The following is a 16725-nucleotide window of genomic DNA, read 5'->3' as shown; positions in this document are numbered from 1 at the left end:
GTTATCGCGGGAGTCGTTCAACTTTCGGCCCATGTGGGGGAGCGCTTCTCCAGAAAGGCCGCCACGCCTTCCTTGGCGTCTTCCGCCAGCATATTCTCGACCATCACGGCGCTCGCCAGCTCATAGGCGTCCGAAAGCGTCTTCTCGCTCTGAGCGTAGAAGGCCCTCTTGCCGAAGCGGATCGCCTGCGGGGATTTTTGCGCGACGAGGCGCGCCAGCGCCAACGCGCCGATCCTTGCGCCATCGGCTGACATGCGGTTGACGAGGCCGATGCGCAGCGCCTCCTCGGCGTTGATGGGAACGCCCGTTAGCAGCATCTCCATCGCCTGCTTTGGCGCCACGTTGCGGGAGAGCGCCACGGCCGGCGTCGAGCAGAAAAGACCGATGTCGACCCCCGGCGTGCAGAAGCGCGCCCGCGGGCCCGCAACGGCGAGATCGCAACTCGCGACGAGCTGGCAGCCGGCGGCCGTCGCCATCTCATCGACAGCGGCGACGACCGGCTGAGGCAGCGTCACGATTTTCTGCATCAAGGCCGAGCAGGCGCGCATCGTCCTATCGAAGAAGGCGCGGCCTCGGTCGGGATCGTTGCGATGCGCCGTCAGCTCCTTGAGGTCATGACCGGCGCAGAAGGCGGGACCTTCCGCCTGCAGCACGACGACGCGAACGTCGTCGCTGCCGGCAAGCGCGTCGAGACTGCGCGCGAGGGAGTCGATCATCGCGAGAGAGAGGGCGTTGCGCGAAGCGGGGCTGTTCAGCGTCAGGGTCGCGACGCCGGCCGCGGTCTCCAGCGTCACACGCACGGTGGTTTCGGCGTCCAGGGTCATCGCTTCGAGCATATAAGTCCGGCGGCCGAAAACCAAAGTTCTCCGGCCGCCGTGCGCGATTTAGTAGAGGCCGCCGGTGCCGCTGCCGACCTGCTGATCCACGTCGTGCGGCGTATCGAGCGCACGCGGGCCGCCGCCGCCGGAATAGGAGTCGGGCGGCGCCGTTCCCGGCTTGAACGCTTCGAGAATCGTGCCTGCTCCAGACGAGCGCAGCCCGGAGTGCACGTCGATGGAAATGAGCTTGATCCCCGGCGGCACGCGGAACGGCGTATCGGGCTTGTCCTTCAGAGCCACGGTCATGAAGTCGCGGAAGATCGGCGCGGCGAACTGCGCGGCCTGGGCGTGGCTGCCGAGCGAGCGCGGCCGATCGTAGCCGATGAAGACGCCGACCGCGAGGTCAGGCGAGAAGCCGACGAACCAAAGATCTTTTGCGTCGTTTGTCGTGCCGGTCTTGCCGGCAAGGTGCTTGCCGACCGATCTGATCGAGACGCCGGTGCCGCGCTGGATCACGCCTTCCATGATCGAAGTGATCTGATAGGCGGTCAACGGATCGAGCACCTGTTCGCGCTTGTCGATGAGCTTGGGTTCGAGCTGATTCTCCCATTTGGCGGAATCGCAGCCGATGCACTGACGCTCGTCATGTCGGTAGACCGTCTTGCCCCAGCGATCCTGAATGCGGTCGATCAGCGTGGGCTTGATGCGCTTGCCGCCATTCGCCAGCATCGAATAGCCGGTGACCATGCGGAGCAGCGTCGTTTCGCCGGCGCCGAGCGCCATGGAGAGATAGGGCGTCATCTCGTCATAGACGCCGAAGCGCTTGGCGTATTCGGCGATGAGCGGCATGCCGACGTCTTTCGCCAGACGCACCGTCATCATGTTCTTGGAATGCTCGATTCCGTAGCGCAGCGGATGCGCGCCGGTGCCGTGGCCGCCTTCGAAATTCTCGGGCGTCCAATAGGTGCCGTCCGCCTGCTGGATGGAAATCGGCTCGTCGAGGATGGACGACGACGGCGTATAGCCATTGTCGAGCGCCGTCGCATAGACGAAGGGCTTGAACGAGGAGCCGGGCTGGCGCAACGCCTGAGTCGCGCGATTGAAAGACGACTGGTCGAAGGAAAAGCCGCCGACCATGGAGAAGACGCGGCCTGTATGCGGGTCCATGGCAACCATCGCGCCGGAGATGTCGGGGATCTGGCGCAGACGATATTGGCCGGCGCGTCCCGCGAGCGGCTCGACGTAGATCACGTCGCCCGTCGTCAAGGCCGTTCGCGGCGTGCGGCCGCTCCAGCGCATGCCTTCGGCCGGTAGAAGGCCGGTCTCGCGTTCGCGCGCCACTTCGCCGAATTTCTCGCGTCCCGGCTGAAGGCCGATGCGCGCGGCGTCGCCGGTCACATCCAGCACGACGGCGAGGCGCCATGGCTTGACGTCGCCAAGCGCGGGAATGGCGGCGAGCGTCACGCCCCAGTCGGAAGAGATGTCGATGTGGTTCATCGCGCCGCGAAAGCCATGCGCCTCGTCGTAGCGAACGAGGCCGTCGGCCAACGCCTTTCGCGTGAGGGCCTGCATCTTGGGGTCGAGCGTCGTGCGAACCGACAGCCCGCCTTCATAGAGCTTCTTCTCGCTTTGTTGCTCCAGCAACTGACGGCGCACTTCCTCGGCGAAATAGCCCGCGACATAAGTGTTGGGCGAGAGAACGCGCGGATTGACGCCAAGCGGCTCGGCTTTCGCCTTCGTGCCCTCTTCGGCGGTCACATAGCCATCGGCGATCAGTCGATCGATGACGTAGTTGCGGCGCTCGATCGCGCGCTCGCGGTTCTGGAACGGATGATAGTTGCTCGGCGCCTTGGGAAGCGCGGCGAGATAGGCGGCCTCGGCGAGCGTGAGTTCATTGACCGATTTGTTGAAGTAGTTGAGCGCCGCGGCGGCGACGCCGTAGTTTCCAAGGCCGAGATAGATCTCGTTCAGATAAAGCTCGAGGATCTTGTCCTTGGGATAGGCCGCTTCGATGCGGAAGGCGACGAGCGCTTCGCGAATCTTGCGTTCGATCGAGCGCTCATTGCCGACGAGGAAGTTCTTGGCGACCTGCTGCGTGATGGTCGAGGCGCCTTGCACATGGCGGCCGCCCTGGGCGAGCACCGTCACGGCGCGCATCACGCCTTCCGGGTCGATGCCGACGTGGTTATAGAAATTCTTGTCTTCGGCGGAGATGAACGCCTGCTTCACCAGCTGCGGAATGGCGGAGCTCGGCAGGAACAGGCGGCGTTCATGCGAATATTCAGCGAGAATCGAGCCGTCGCCGGCGTGCAGCCGCGTCGTCACTGGCGGCTCGTAGTCGCGCAACTGGGCTGTGTCGGGCAGATCCTTGGAGAAATAATAGATCAGCCCGGACCCGGCGATCGCCCCGATGAGGAAAACGATCGTCGCGGTCGCGAAGACGAAGCCCAAAAACCTTGCGAGCATTCGCATGAAATATCACCCTTAGAGCGGCCGGCGGCTGAGCGTCGGCTATTGTTTCAATGCCAAAGTCCGTGTCGCGACGGCGGGCGCCTGAGCCTAGCCGGCGCGCGAGAGCGACTCGTTCAGCTCAGATATAGTGAGCGATCGCACTTTTTGGGTCGCTTTCTTTCACAACGCCCGTTTGGATCGTTCCACCGTTCGGCGAATCCCTGGCGCCGGTTCGCGGCGCGTTTGACTGCGAACGCCGCCGGTCACGAAATTGCCGCGACGCGAGAAGCGTTTATCCGCAGTGTGTGACGCCGCGTCTGCGTTTCTCGCACTTCGGCGGCTGCGACGCGCGGGCGATCGTGCGTCGCGACTGTCTCCATGTGCCGCGATTTTGTGTTTTATTGTGGGCGCGCCGCGGACGAGGGGACCCCGGCGGGGGCCCGTGCTTCTTGGCTGCGCGCGCTGATAAAGGCGTCAACAGCTTCGGCGGTCTTCTGCGCCGCGCGCTCGCGCCACTCCTGCGACGTCAGCCGCGACAGATCCTTGTCGCTCGAGAGATACCCGAGTTCGAGCAGCACGGAAGGAACGTCGAAGGCTTTGAGCACAACGAAACCGGCCGAGCGGCTCGGGTTTTTGTTGAGCGCCCCGACTTCCCTCCAAAACGAGATCAGCGAATGCGAAAATTGCCGACTGTAGGCGCGGGTCTCGCGCCGCGTGAGTTCGAACAATATGTCGCCGACCTCTTCGGCGTCCGCCTTGCTTTCGAGTCCGGCGGCCTGATCCGCGAGGTTCTCCTTCTCCGCCATCCGCGCCGCTTCGGCGTCGGAGGCGCGCTCAGAGACCGTGTAGACGGTCGCGCCCTCGACGCGCGAGGCGGCGAGCGTGTCCGCGTGAATGGAGACAAACAGCGACGCATTGTTTTCGCGACCGATTCGCACCCGCTCGGCGAGTGGAAGGAACATGTCGTGGTCGCGGGTCAAAAGCACGCGCGCGCGCCCGGTTTCCTGGATTTTGTCCCGCAACGCGCGGGCGAATTCTAGCACGACGTCCTTTTCCATTTCGCCGTGCTTGGAGGTCGCGCCCATATCGACCCCGCCATGGCCCGGATCGATGACCACCACGGGCTTGTCCGTCGGCGCTTTGGCGGCCGTCGCCGGCAGTTTCGGCGGGTCCGCCGGCTGCAGGCGCGCCTGTTCGGCGACCGTCGAAGCGAAATGCCCGGCGCTGGTCGGGGCGAGCTCGATGACGAGCCGCGGTCCGCCGACGGCGACCTCGCTGTCCGCCTTGAGAATCTTGGCGGGCCCCGCGAGATCGATCACGACGCGCGAGCGCCCCGGCGCGAAGGTGCCATAACGATAGGATTTTATGAGCTTGTCGCCGGGCGACAGGCCGGCGTTCGCCTCCATGCGGAAGAGCACTTCCGGCAAATCGACGATGATGCGCGGCGGGTTCGCCACGGGATGCGCGGTCACCGGCGGCAGGCCGGTGAGATCGAAGAGGAGGCGGGAACGATCGGGGAGCGCCTCGATTCGCGCGGTCAGCGCAGAGATTTCCTTCTGCGGCTCATCGGCCGCGGCGGGCCGCGCGCCCAGAGCCGCGAGGAGCGCAGCCGCCATTGCGATCAACGGTCGTGACGCCCCTGCGCGCAAAGCTGTCCTCCTCACCTGCGTCCCTAAATTCGCGCGGCGTTTCGATCCGGCAATTGGCATTTTGGCAAGAGCGCCGTTAACGCATCGTTAGCTTATCTGAAAGCCGTCCGTTGCGGGACCTTTCCCCATGAATTTTTCGGTGAATAGCCGAGCCGGCGCTTGCGCCAGCCTACGTCGACCGATATGTAAGGAGATAGCTGCGGAATTCTGCGGCGCGATATTTGCCGCAAAATGCGGCCGTCAAGTCGAGCCAACAGAATTTCGGACAGTTGCTTTCCGTTGCGCCGCCCCGTGCAGGTCGTGACGTTTGGTCGCCGCCACTTGGCGGTGCGAAAGGTTTTTTGACGATCTCATGGCCAGGACCGTGATAGGCGCGAGAGCAGTCGTTTCCTCCGTGTGGCTTGTCCGCGCGGGAGGGCGCAGCCTCGCAAAAAACATGTCCTCTTGGCTCGTTCGTCATTTCACGGGGACGAGGCGCGATGCGCTTTGTCCCGCCGGCTCGCAAGCCGGCAAGCGTATCGCAGGTCTCAGGCCTGTCTCCCTTATCCTCACAAGAAGCGTTCGCGCCGTCAGGATGCGCCAAAGAGCGGTCGCCGAGTCCCCTCGAGGACTCAGGCTTGCCCCGTCGGCGTTATTGCGCGCGACGCCGCAGAAGAGTCCCCCATGGCTAACAAGATGCTCATCGACGCCTCCCACCCGGAGGAGACCCGCGTAGTCGTTCTACGTGGAAGCCGCGTTCAGGAATTCGATTTCGAGGCTGCTGACAAAAAACCCCTACGCGGCAATATCTATCTCGCGAAGGTCACGCGGGTTGAACCGTCCCTTCAGGCCGCCTTCGTCGACTATGGCGGAAATCGTCACGGCTTTCTGGCCTTCGCCGAAATTCACCCTGACTACTATCAAATCCCCGTCGCCGACCGTCAGGCGCTGCTCGAGGAAGAGAGCCGCGCCCATCAGCAGGCCGACGAGGAAGAGCGCGTTCCGCATGGTCGCGGGCGTCGTTCGCGCCGCCGCCAGCACGAGGGCGCCGAGAAGCGTGCGAGCGCCGACGAGGCGGTGACGAGCGAGCCCCTCGCGGACGCGGGCGCTTCGCCTCTCGTCATCGAGGATCAGGCCGAAACAGGCTTCGCCGAATCGGCTCAGGAAGGGTCTGAAGCCGCGCCGGAGTTCGCGCTCCAAGCTGAGTCGCAAGAGAATCTTGAAACCCCGCCGTCGGCCGTCGAGACCGAATCGAGGGGTCAAGACGTCGGGGCGGAGGAGGAGCCCGAGGCCGGGAACGCCGAAGCCGCCGAGTTTCGGTCGGAGAGCACGGACGTTGAGGCCGAGGCGGGCGATCAGCCGATCGCTACGGCGCAGCATGAGAGGATTTCCATCGATCCGGCCGGTTTCGGTTCGGTCGAGACCGGGGAGGCCGAGGAGTTTGCCCTCCAGACGCCGGAGCCTGACCATGAATTGAAAGCGCGCCGACAGGACGAGCGCGACGAGGCGCGCGAACGCGCCCGCGAAGATTCTGAAGAGGAAACGGCTGAGGTCAGCGCCCGCGTCGAGGCTCCGGTGGAGGAGCACGACGAGGAAGAGCATGACGACGAGGACGATCACGTCGAGCATATCGGCGGGGATGCGATGGACGAAGCGCCCTATCGCGCGCCGCGCTCCCGCCGCCAGTACAAGATTCAAGAGGTCATCAAGCGGCGGCAGGTGCTGCTCGTTCAGGTCGTCAAGGAAGAGCGCGGCAACAAGGGCGCCGCGCTTACGACCTATCTTTCGCTCGCCGGCCGTTATTCCGTGCTCATGCCCAACACCGCGCGCGGCGGTGGCATTTCGCGCAAGATCACGGACGGCGCGGACCGCAAGCGGTTGAAGGAGATCGTGCATGATCTCGAAGTGCCGGAAGGGATGGGCGTCATCCTGCGAACGGCCGGCGCGACGCGGACCAAGCAGGAGGTCAAGCGCGATTTCGAGTATCTGCTGCGGCTGTGGGAGAGCGTGCGCGAATTGACCCTGCGCTCCGCGGCGCCGACCCTCGTCTATGAGGAAGGCTCGCTCATCAAGCGGGCGATTCGCGATCTTTATGGGCGCGACGTCGAGGAAGTCGTCGTTTCCGGCGAAGACGCCTATCGCGAGGCCAAAGACTTCATGCGCATGCTGATGCCGAGCCACGCGAAGAACGTGCGCCTGCATCGCGAGCCCTTTCCGATCTTCGCCGAAAGCGGCGTCGAGGCCCAACTCGACGCGATGTTCTCCAACCATGTCACGCTGAAATCCGGCGGCTATCTGGTCATCAACCAGACCGAGGCGCTGGTCGCGATCGACGTGAACTCGGGACGTTCGACGCGCGAGCACAATATCGAGGACACGGCGCTTCGCACCAATCTCGAAGCCGCGGACGAAGTCGCGCGGCAGTTGCGACTGCGCGATCTCGCCGGGCTGATCGTCGTCGACTTCATCGACATGGAGGAGAGCCGCAACAATCGGGCTGTTGAGCGACGCCTCAAGGACGCGCTGAAAAACGACCGTGCCCGCATTCAGGTCGGTCGCATCTCACATTTCGGCTTGCTCGAAATGTCGCGCCAGCGCATCCGCGCGGGCGTCGTTGAAGGCTCGACAGTGCCATGTCCGCACTGCCTCGGCGCCGGTCATGTGCGCTCCACCGCCTCCGTCGCGCTGCACGTGCTGCGCGTGCTGGAAGAGGCGCTGGTCAAGAGCGCCGCGCATGATGTCACGCTGCGCACCCGCGCGGTGGTGGCGCTCTACATTCTCAACCAGAAGCGCGCCCATTTGCAGGAGCTGGAGCGCCGTTTCGGCGTCCACATCACGGTGGCCGCCGACGATACGCTGACGGGCGCGACCTATCATGCGCTCGAGCGTGGAGAACTCGCGACCGGTCCGCGCGTTTCGCAGCGCGACGCGCCTCTGCGGGTCGACTCGCTGCGCGCCGAACCTCTTGAGGAAGAGGCGCCGGAAGATGTGATCGGCGGCGAAATCGTCGAGGTGGAAGAGGAAGCCGTCGAGTCGAACGGGGACCAGCGTGACGAGAACGGCGAACGATCGCGCTTCGGCGCGGAAGAAGACGCGTCGCGTAGTCGTCGCCGCCGCCGTCGCCGAGGCCGTGGCGGCGGCGCACAGGGTGGCGAACCCTTGCCGCCCGGCGCCGAGCAGCCGTCCGATGAAGGTCTTGCGCTCATGGCGGCGATTGAGGGCGCGCCGGCGCCTGTCGAGGAGCGGCCTGACCGACGCGGCGGCCGACGCGGCGGCGGCCGCAGTCCAGATCGTGGTTCGGATCGCGGTCCTGGCCGTTGGCGGCGATCCGCGCCCTTGCCGGAGGAATTCAAGGACCCTTCCGCAGTTTTCGCGCTCGAGGGGGGTGGTGAAGACGCCCAGGCGCTGATCTCTCCGCGTGGGACGCAGACGCCGGAGTATCTGGAGACTTTGCCGGCGCCAACGCCGGTAAACGGCGCCGAGATTGCGCCGCCCTCCCAGCCGCCCTTCCAAGAGCGCGCAAGCGTGCCGGTCTCCCCGATCGCTCCGCCTCAGGCGGCGGCGCCGACGCCCGAGCCCGCCCCGCAGCCGGTCGCCCCGCGCGAGCCCACGGAAGTGGTCATTACGCAAGCGGACCCCGACCGCCCGAAGAAGGGCGGCTGGTGGCAGCGCGTGCGCACGCCTTTCGGAAGCTAGAGCGTTTCCCGATCACATGGAGTCATGTGATCGATAAGGAATCGCTCAAAATCAAAATCGTGGAGCAGGTTCTCATCGAAAAAGTCTATCAACTTTTTCGGAACCTGCTCTTAGGGCCGCAGCCAGGCTTCTAGGCGGGCGAGGCCCTCGCGCATGTCCGCCTCCGGCCCGGCGTAAGAAAGCCGCAGCGTTTTTGCGCCGCGGCGCGGATCAAAATCGAGGCCGGGCGTCGTCGCGACGCCGGCTTCGTGCAACATCCGCCGACAGAACCCGATCGAATCGTCGGTGAAACGCGAGATGTCGGCGTAGATGTAAAACGCGCCGTCGGGCGGCGCGAAATTGTCCAATCCCAATTTGGGAAGGCGGTCGAGCAGAAGCGCCCGGTTTCGGCCGTAAGCGGCGCGGTTCGCCTCCAATTCGTCGCCCGCGTCGAAAGCGGCGAGGGCCGCCCGCTGCGACAGGGTCGGGGCGCAGATCGCCAGCGACTGCTGCAACCGCTCGAGCGGACGCATCAATTCGGGCGGCGCGACCAGCCAGCCGAGCCGCCATCCGGTCATCGCGTAATATTTAGAGAAGGAATTGATGACCAGAGCGCGTTGCGAGAACCGCAGCGCGGTCTCCGCGCGCATCTCATATTCGAGTCCGTGATAGATCTCGTCGGAGACGAGAACGATTTCGGCTTCGTCGCAGAAGGCGCAGATCCGCGCCAATTCATCGCGCGCGATCATCGCGCCGGTCGGATTGGCGGGACTCATGAAGAGCGCGCCGTGAAGCTTCCTGTCGCGATGGGCCGCTTCGAGCATCGCCGCTGTGGGCGCAAAGCGCGTCTCTTCGCCGACGTCGAGCAGGACCGGCTCCAAGCCGAGCGCCGAAAGGATGTTCGCATAGGCCGGATAGCCAGGCGCGGTGACGGCGATTCTCGCTCCTGGATCGAACGCGGCGAGAAAGGCGAGTAGAAAGCCGCCGGATGAGCCTGTCGTGGCGATGACGCGGTCGGACGTGACCTCGGCGCCATAGCGCTCACGATAGTGGCGCGCGATGCGCTGGCGCAATGGCGCGTCGCCGAGCGCTTCGCCATAGCCGATCGAGCCGTTGCGCAGCGACTCGGCGGCGGCCTCGCGCACGCGGCGCGGCGCGGCGACCCCGGGTTCGCCAAGCTCCAAATGGATGATGCTGCGGCCGGCGCGCTCCAAGGCTTTGGCGTCGCGCAGCACGTCCATCGCCATGAAGGGCGCGATATGGGAGCGACGGGATGGGGGTAGGGGTAAGTTCATACAAGCCTTCTATTGCTAATCTCGGTCAGGCGCACGCTCTGGCGGCCACGCGCCATATGATCTTGAGCGGCGCACACCGCGTCGGGTCTTGATGGAGTAGTCGTGGCCACCAGCCGTGATTTCCGGCGCATCGCAATGTCGCTCGAGGGAACGCGCGAAGCGCCGCATTTCGACAAAACTGCTTTTAAGGTCGCGCGGATCTACGCGAGTCTCGCCGCCGACGGACTGACGGCCAACGTGAAATTCGCGCCCGAAGAGCAGGCGTTCAAATCCATGATGGCGCCGCAAGCCTTTGCGCCGGTCCCCAACGCCTGGGGACGGCAGGGATGGACGACGATTCTGCTCGAGGCGATCGACGTCTCGGAGCTGCGCGACGCGCTGGAAACTGCTTGGCGTCACGCCACAAAGAAAAAGACGGCAAAGAAGAAGAAATGTACGAATTAAGCGCCATCGAGCTGATTCAGAGACTGTCGATCGCGCTGGCGATCGGGCTGCTCATTGGCTTGGAACGAGGCTGGACGTCACGCGACGAGTCGGAAGGCGAGCGCGCCGCCGGCCTGCGCACGCATGGGCTTGCCGGACTGCTTGGCGGCGTGTGGGGCGCAATCGTTCAGCCTTTTGGCGCTTCCGGCGTCGTCGCTTTGGCGATCGCCTTCGCCTTCGTCGGCGCTTTGGTCGGGGTCTATCGCTACCGCGAAAATGTCCATGATGAGACCTTTGGCGCGACGACCGTCGTCGCGGCGTCGCTTGCCTTTTCGCTCGGCGCCTTCGCCGTGATCGGCGACATACAGGCGGCGGCCGCGGCTGCGGTGGCGACGACCGCGATCCTGGCGCTCAAAGGGTTTCTCCACGGCTTCGTCAAGCGCATCACCTGGGACGAGCTGCGCTCCGGGCTGGCGCTGCTGGCGATGAGCTTCATCTTGCTGCCGGTTTTGCCGAATCGCGCCATCGACCCGTGGCAAGCGGTGAACCCTTTCGAATTGTGGCTGATGACCGTGCTGATCGGCGTGATTTCCTTCGCGGGCTACGTCGCCGTAAAGATTATCGGCTACGGCCGCGGCGTCGCCGTCGCCGGCATGGCGGGAGGGTTGGCGTCATCGACCGCCGCGACGGCGGCGATGTCTCGGCTGGCGCGGGAACATCCGTCGCAGATTGGCGCTTCGGCGGCGGGCGCAATCTTCGCCAATGCGGTGATGGCGCCGCGAATCATCGCCGTCATCGCGGTCATCAATCCGACGCTGGCGTGGCGTTTGGCGCCGCCGGTCGTTGCGGCCGGCGTGCTCTTCGCGCTCGCCGGAGTCTTTCTCCTGCGGAGAAGCGAGCGGCCCGCAGAATCGAGCGGCTTTTCTGTCGGCAATCCGCTGGATCTGATGGCGGTGCTCAAATTCGGCGCGCTCCTTGCGAGCGTGATGATCCTCTCGCGGCTCGCGACGCATTTCGCCGGAAGCGGCGGCGCTTATGCGCTCGCGGCCATTTCCGGCATCGTCGACGTTGACGCGATCGGACTGACAATGGCGCGGCTCGGCGCAAGCGAGATCGGCATAAGGGCGGCGGCGGGGGCGGTGCTGCTGGCGCTGCTGTCGAACACGGCGTCGAAAGTGGCGATGGGCTGGGTTATCGGCGGCGCCGGAATGGGCCAAAGACTCGCCGCGGCTTCCGCTCTCGCCGTCGCCGGGGCGCTCATGGCGTTGTGGCTCGCGGAATTCGCAGGCCTATAGACCGCGTTCATCGAGCGCGACAGACTTCACCAGGACGAATACGTCTGCGCCGACGGTCAGCCGCAACTCGTCGAGCGCGAGGCGCGTGATCGCCGAGACAAGGCGGTCGCCGCCAACGAGCGTCAGCGTGACGAAGGCGAGGGCGCTCTCGGTCGCATCGATCTTCTCGATGCGGCCGCGCAAAATCGTGCGCACGCTGGTGTCGCGGGGTTCCGACATCGCAAGGGCGACGTCTGTCGCGCGCATGACGACGCGCGCCTCGCGCTGGGTTGTCAGACGCGCCGCGATCAAGATCTCGCCTGCCGGATGGGCAAGCCGCGTAACGCCGTAAGCGTCGTCGACGGCGACGACGCGCGCCTTGAGCGCGTTGACCACGCCGAATCGGCCGCCTTCGACAAGACGGCTTGCGCTTGGCAGCACGTCGAGCGGCGCGCCGCGCGCGACGACGCGACCGCGATCGAGCACGACGGCCTCGTCGGCGATGCGCGTGACTTCTTCGGGCGCATGGCTGACGTAGATGATCGGGATGTCGAGTTCGTCGCGCAGCCGTTCGAGATAGGGCAACACGTCGAGACGGCGCGCCACGTCGAGCGACGCCAGCGGCTCATCCATGAGCAGCAGTTGTGGACGCGTCAGCAGGGCGCGGGCGATCGCCACTCTCTGTCGCTCGCCGCCGGAAAGCGTATCCGGCCAGCGCGCCGCCAGAGCGGCGATGTCGAGCATTTCGCAGAGCGCGTCGCGGCCCGCCTCGGCCGCCGTGACGCGCGCGCGGGTCATTCCATAGTCGAGATTTCCTTTGACGGTCAGATGGGAAAAAAGGCTCGCATCTTGAAACACCATGCCAAGCGCGCGGCGATGCGTCGGCACGAAGACGCCATGCGCCTCGTCTTGCCAGACGTCGCTGCCGATCTTGAGAAGCCCGTCGGGGGCGCGCGCCAGCCCCGCCATGCAGCGCAGGGCGGTCGACTTGCCTGAGCCGGAAGGGCCAAAAAGCGCCGTGACGCCGCGTCCCGGCAGCTCCAGATCAACGTCGAGCGTGAAGCCGGAATAGGCGAGGCGGAAACGCGCGGCGATGGCGCCGTCAGCCATAGCGGCCGTTCCGTCGGCGCCCATAGAGCGCGAGGAGAACGCAGAAACTGAACAGCAGCATGCCCCCCGCGAGCCAATGTGCGCGCTCATAGTTCATCGATTCGACCTGATCATAGATCAGAACCGACACCACCCGCGTCTTGTCCGGAATGGCGCCGCCGATCATCAGAACGACGCCGAATTCACCGACGGTATGTGCAAAGCCGAGGATGGCCGCGGTGACGAGACCGGGCCTCGCCAGAGGCAGCGCCACCGTGAAGAAAGCGTCCAGCGGGCTCGCGCGCAAGGTGGCGGCGGCCTCCAGCGGACGATCGCCCATCGCCTCGAAGGCGTTCTGAATCGGCTGCACCACGAAGGGCAGCGAATAAAAAAGCGACGCCACGACGAGGCCGGCGAAGGTGAACGGCAAGGGCGCGACGCCGAGGAACGCCGTGAGCCTGCCCAGGGGTCCATGCGGGCCCATGGTCAGCAGCAGGTAAAAGCCCAGCACCGTCGGCGGCAGAACCAGCGGCAGCGCCACGACGGCCCCCAATGGTCCCTTGAGCCAGGAGTGCGTGCGCGCCAGCCACCACGCCAATGGCCCGCCGATCAGGAGCAGCAGAAAGGTGACGATCGTCGCGAGCTTGAGCGTCAGCCAGATCGCCGCGAAATCTTCAGATGTTGGCATGTGAGACCTGCCGGCGAGCGGCGGCGGTAAAGTTAGGACAGGCGGAAGACTGTCAGCGCCGCCTGTTCCACATCTTAGCGGATTCGTGCACGGACGAAACGCCCTACCGCGCGGCTTGGCCGGGGGGCGCGAAGCCAAACTTGATCATGATCGTCTGCGACTGTCCGGTTTTGAGATAGTCGAGAAAGGTCTTCGTCAGAGCTTTGTCGGCGCCCTGGCGCGTCACGACATAGGCCTGTTCGAGTCGTGAATGCAGCGTTTCAGGGATCAGAGAATAGCCGCCTCGGTCCGCGACCTCTTTGCTCAAAGCGATGGAAAGAGCGGTCAGCGCGACATCGGCGGCGCCTGTCTCGGCGTATTGCGTCGCCTGCGAGATGTTCTCGCCGAAGACAAGCTTATCCTTCACCTTGTCCCAAAGGCCGGCGGCGCGCAGCACTTGTTCCGCGCATCTGCCGTAAGGCGCATGCGCCGGATTGGCGATCGCGATCTTGCCGATCTTGGGATCCGCAAGATCCTCCAGGCGCATTTTTGCCGCGTCCCGCGTCGCGCTCCATAAAACGATCCTGCCAACCGCGTAGGGCGTAGGCTCGGTCGCTGCGTAGCCGTCCTTGCGCAGCGCGCGCGCATAGGCGATGTCGGCCGAAAAGAAAATGTCGAAGGGCGCGCCCTCGCGGATCTGCGTCTGCAGCTTGCCGGAAGAGCCGTAAACAACGTCGACCTTGTCGCTCTTATGGGCGGCCTGGAAGTTGGAGACGATTTCCTGCAGCGCGAATTTGAGATCGGACGCCGCCGCGATGGTGATTTCGCTGGCCGCCGCCGCGCCGAGCGGCGCGAGCGTCAAAACAATCAGGCAACAGAAAGCGAGAAACCCATGCAGTCGGCGCATCTATGCAGCTCCCGAGGTTTAATGGCTCGAAAGCATGCCTGTTGCGATGCGCCGGCCGCTGGACCCAATTGCAAGAATCGTTCACACGGCTGCAGCGATCCACCGCGACAATTCGCCCTTGGGCGCGGCGCCGACCTTTTGCGCTGCGGCCTTGCCGTCCTTGAACAGAATAAGCGTCGGAATCGATCGTATGCCGAGCTTGCTCGCCACGGCAGGGTTTTCGTCGATGTTGAGCTTGACGACTTTGATCTTGCCCTTCATCTCCGCGGCGATCTCCTCCAGCGCCGGGGCGATCATGCGGCAGGGACCGCACCATTCCGCCCAAAAATCGACAACAACCGGCTCGGCGGATTTGAGCACTTCCTGTTCGAAAGTGGCGTCAGTGATTTTCTGCGTGGTCATGGCCGGCCTTCCATTGGGGCTTTTCGTTAGACGTGCGCGGAACGTAGGAAGCGCGTCATCGCCCGTCAAGGCGACGTCCCAAGCAGATCCAGTTCAGACCGATCGGAATCATTCTTCGACGATAGCGATTCATCAAGCGAATGTGTCGCGCGTCGATAAAAACACAAAGAGCGGGAATGGCGTCCCGCCGCTCCCCGCTCTTTGGCACCCCGTCCTTAACCAAACTGAAACGCCAAGCTCCGAAGTCTTAAGTCGCTCCGATAGCCCCGTTCGCGCCGACTCATCTTGCGAGCCTCGGCGAACTGCGTTCTGTTCGGCGTCCTCCCCGACTTGGACCGTAGCTGGGCTTAATTCCTGCGACGCATTCGACGCTTAGGCTTTTACCCCAACCAACCTGGCGAGCGAACACTAGGACAAAACGGGCGGACTGTCACTTTAAAAATGTGCAGTCTGACGAATTTTGTGATCGGGGCGCCGCTGAATTAGGCGGATCACGCGGGCCCAGCCTCAATGGCGCAACGCCATCACGTTTGGGACGGCGCCGCGCTCGCTATTGGGCCGTTACAAGGGAATGTTGTCGTGCTTCTTCCAAGGATTCTCCAATTCCTTGTGGCGAAGCAGCGCAAGCGCACGAGCGATTCGTTTGCGGGTCGAACGCGGCGTGATCACTTCGTCGATATAACCACGCTCCGCGGCGACAAATGGCGACAAGAAGCGATCTTCATACTCCTTGGTGCGCTGAGCGATCTTCTCCGGATCGCCGAGATCGGCGCGGAAGATGATTTCGACGGCGCCCTTTGCGCCCATGACGGCGATCTGCGCCGACGGCCAGGCGTAGTTGACGTCGCCGCGCAGATGTTTCGAGGACATGACGTCATAGGCGCCGCCGAACGCTTTGCGCGTGATGAGGGTCACTTTCGGCACCGTCGCTTCGGCGTAAGCGAACAGCAGCTTCGCGCCATGCTTGATCAGCCCGCCATATTCTTGCGCCGTGCCGGGCAGAAATCCCGGCACGTCGACAAAGGTGACGATTGGAATGTTGAAGCAGTCGCAAAAACGCACGAAACGCGCCGCCTTCTTGGAGGCGTCGATGTCGAGCACGCCGGCGAGCACGAGCGGCTGATTGGCGACGAAACCGACCGTGCGCCCTTCGATGCGGCCAAAGCCGATCACGATATTGCGGGCATGCGCATCTTGGATCTCGAAGAAGTCGGCCTCGTCGACGACCTTATGGATGAGCTCCTTGATGTCGTACGGCTTGTTCGGATTGTCCGGAACAATCGTATCGAGCGATTCGTCGAGCCGGTCCACCTCGTCGAAAGCGGGCCATTCCGGCGCCTCCTCCTGGTTGGAGGAAGGCAGGAAATCAATCAGCCGGCGCATCTGCAGGAGCGCTTCGACGTCGTTGTCATATGCGCGATCGGCGATCGAGCTTTTGGTCGTATGCACCGAAGCGCCGCCGAGTTCTTCCGCCGTGACGGTCTCGTTGGTCACCGTCTTCACGACATCGGGTCCGGTCACGAACATATAGCTCGTGTCGCGCACCATGAAGATGAAGTCGGTCATCGCCGGCGAGTAAACGTCGCCGCCGGCGCAGGGGCCCATGATCACCGAGATTTGCGGAATGACGCCCGAGGCCAGCACATTGCGCTGGAAGACCTCGCCATAGCCGCCGAGCGCTGCGACGCCTTCCTGGATGCGCGCGCCGCCGGCGTCGAAGAGGCCGATGATCGGGGCGCGATTTTTCAGCGCCATGTCCTGCAGCTTGGTGATCTTTTGCGCGTGAGTCTCGGAGAGCGAACCGCCGAAGACGGTGAAGTCCTTGGCGAAGACGAAGACGGCGCGGCCGTTGACCGTTCCCCAACCGGTGACGACGCCGTCGCCTGAAATTTTTTCGCCCTGATCCATGCCGAAATCGGCGCAGCGGTGGGCGACGAACATGTCGAATTCTTCGAACGAGCCGTGATCGAGCAGCAGTTCGATTCGCTCGCGCGCCGTGAGCTTGCCGCGGGCGTGCTGGGCTTCGATCCGCTTTTTGCCGCCGCCAAGTCGGGCGGACGCGCGCCGCCGTTCAAGCCCGTCGAGAATATGTTTCA

At 64.3% G+C, this 16725-nt stretch carries 12 protein-coding genes; 3 read left to right on the top strand and 9 right to left on the bottom strand.

Features of this window, described 5'->3' with window-relative positions:
* Positions 1–17: 17 nt before the first annotated feature.
* The 3 genes from IYX23_RS18110 to IYX23_RS18100 all read right to left on the bottom strand — a co-directional run bounded on the left by IYX23_RS18110 (position 18) and on the right by IYX23_RS18100 (position 4885).
* On the bottom strand, positions 18–824 hold the full coding sequence (locus IYX23_RS18110; RefSeq protein ID WP_196394353.1) for an enoyl-CoA hydratase: 807 nt from the start codon (positions 822–824) through the stop codon (positions 18–20).
* A gap of 60 nt (positions 825–884) precedes the next feature.
* A complete protein-coding gene (locus IYX23_RS18105; protein ID WP_196394352.1) occupies positions 885–3290 on the bottom strand; it encodes a penicillin-binding protein 1A in 2406 nt (801 codons plus the stop codon).
* Positions 3291–3667: 377 nt separating this feature from the next.
* Positions 3668–4885, bottom strand: coding sequence for an N-acetylmuramoyl-L-alanine amidase (locus IYX23_RS18100; RefSeq protein WP_196394351.1), 1218 nt, complete (start codon positions 4883–4885; stop codon positions 3668–3670).
* A gap of 696 nt (positions 4886–5581) precedes the next feature.
* Here IYX23_RS18100 and IYX23_RS18095 point away from each other — a divergent pair.
* The gene (locus IYX23_RS18095; protein WP_196394350.1) at positions 5582–8593 is read left to right on the top strand and encodes a ribonuclease E/G; all 3012 of its coding nucleotides are present in this window, start codon (positions 5582–5584) and stop codon (positions 8591–8593) included.
* A 110-nt stretch (positions 8594–8703) separates the two neighbouring features.
* Here the strand turns inward: IYX23_RS18095 and IYX23_RS18090 are convergent, their stop codons facing one another.
* On the bottom strand, positions 8704–9867 hold the full coding sequence (locus IYX23_RS18090; RefSeq protein ID WP_196394349.1) for a pyridoxal phosphate-dependent aminotransferase: 1164 nt from the start codon (positions 9865–9867) through the stop codon (positions 8704–8706).
* Between the two features lie 102 nt (positions 9868–9969).
* On the opposite strand from IYX23_RS18090, the gene IYX23_RS18085 reads away from it, so the two are divergent.
* A complete protein-coding gene (locus IYX23_RS18085; protein WP_348643690.1) occupies positions 9970–10311 on the top strand; it encodes an MmcQ/YjbR family DNA-binding protein in 342 nt (113 codons plus the stop codon).
* Entirely contained in the window at positions 10299–11585 is a 1287-nt protein-coding gene (locus IYX23_RS18080; RefSeq protein ID WP_196394348.1) for an MgtC/SapB family protein, read from the top strand. The genes IYX23_RS18085 and IYX23_RS18080 overlap by 13 nt, the downstream gene beginning before the upstream one ends.
* On the opposite strand, the gene modC is transcribed toward IYX23_RS18080, so the two are convergent.
* The 5 genes from modC to IYX23_RS18055 all read right to left on the bottom strand — a co-directional run bounded on the left by modC (position 11580) and on the right by IYX23_RS18055 (position 16717).
* Positions 11580–12674, bottom strand: a complete 1095-nt coding sequence (modC, locus tag IYX23_RS18075; protein WP_246716940.1) for a molybdenum ABC transporter ATP-binding protein — start codon at positions 12672–12674, stop codon at positions 11580–11582. The two genes, IYX23_RS18080 and modC, sit on opposite strands and share 6 nt — an antisense overlap.
* Complete coding sequence (modB, locus tag IYX23_RS18070; RefSeq protein ID WP_196394346.1) at positions 12667–13341, bottom strand: molybdate ABC transporter permease subunit; 675 nt, start codon at positions 13339–13341, stop codon at positions 12667–12669. The genes modC and modB overlap by 8 nt, the downstream gene beginning before the upstream one ends.
* Before the next feature lie 103 nt (positions 13342–13444).
* A complete protein-coding gene (gene modA / locus IYX23_RS18065; protein WP_196394345.1) occupies positions 13445–14227 on the bottom strand; it encodes a molybdate ABC transporter substrate-binding protein in 783 nt (260 codons plus the stop codon).
* Between the two features lie 81 nt (positions 14228–14308).
* Positions 14309–14629, bottom strand: coding sequence for a thioredoxin (gene trxA, locus IYX23_RS18060; RefSeq protein ID WP_018408946.1), 321 nt, complete (start codon positions 14627–14629; stop codon positions 14309–14311).
* A 561-nt stretch (positions 14630–15190) separates the two neighbouring features.
* On the bottom strand, positions 15191–16717 hold the full coding sequence (locus tag IYX23_RS18055; protein ID WP_196398863.1) for an acyl-CoA carboxylase subunit beta: 1527 nt from the start codon (positions 16715–16717) through the stop codon (positions 15191–15193).
* Positions 16718–16725: the final 8 nt, after the last annotated feature.

The organism is Methylocystis sp. L43, assembly GCF_015709525.1.
GTDB lineage: Bacteria > Pseudomonadota > Alphaproteobacteria > Rhizobiales > Beijerinckiaceae > Methylocystis.
The sequence above is the reverse complement of the archived record's forward strand: the minus strand, read 5'-3'. Positions and strand labels throughout refer to the sequence as shown.

What these genes read in the sequence shown, in the direction of transcription:
- modC (WP_246716940.1), bottom strand. Translation starts at nt 12,674, where the DNA reads ATGGCTGACGGCGCCATCGCCGCGCGTTTCCGCCTCGCCTATTCCGGC.
- trxA (WP_018408946.1), bottom strand. Translation starts at nt 14,629, where the DNA reads ATGACCACGCAGAAAATCACTGACGCCACTTTCGAACAGGAAGTGCTC.
- IYX23_RS18080 (WP_196394348.1), top strand. Translation starts at nt 10,299, where the DNA reads ATGTACGAATTAAGCGCCATCGAGCTGATTCAGAGACTGTCGATCGCG.
- modB (WP_196394346.1), bottom strand. Translation starts at nt 13,341, where the DNA reads ATGCCAACATCTGAAGATTTCGCGGCGATCTGGCTGACGCTCAAGCTC.
- IYX23_RS18090 (WP_196394349.1), bottom strand. Translation starts at nt 9,867, where the DNA reads ATGAACTTACCCCTACCCCCATCCCGTCGCTCCCATATCGCGCCCTTC.
- IYX23_RS18110 (WP_196394353.1), bottom strand. Translation starts at nt 824, where the DNA reads ATGACCCTGGACGCCGAAACCACCGTGCGTGTGACGCTGGAGACCGCG.
- IYX23_RS18095 (WP_196394350.1), top strand. Translation starts at nt 5,582, where the DNA reads ATGGCTAACAAGATGCTCATCGACGCCTCCCACCCGGAGGAGACCCGC.
- IYX23_RS18105 (WP_196394352.1), bottom strand. Translation starts at nt 3,290, where the DNA reads ATGCGAATGCTCGCAAGGTTTTTGGGCTTCGTCTTCGCGACCGCGACG.
- IYX23_RS18100 (WP_196394351.1), bottom strand. Translation starts at nt 4,885, where the DNA reads ATGGCGGCTGCGCTCCTCGCGGCTCTGGGCGCGCGGCCCGCCGCGGCC.
- modA (WP_196394345.1), bottom strand. Translation starts at nt 14,227, where the DNA reads ATGCGCCGACTGCATGGGTTTCTCGCTTTCTGTTGCCTGATTGTTTTG.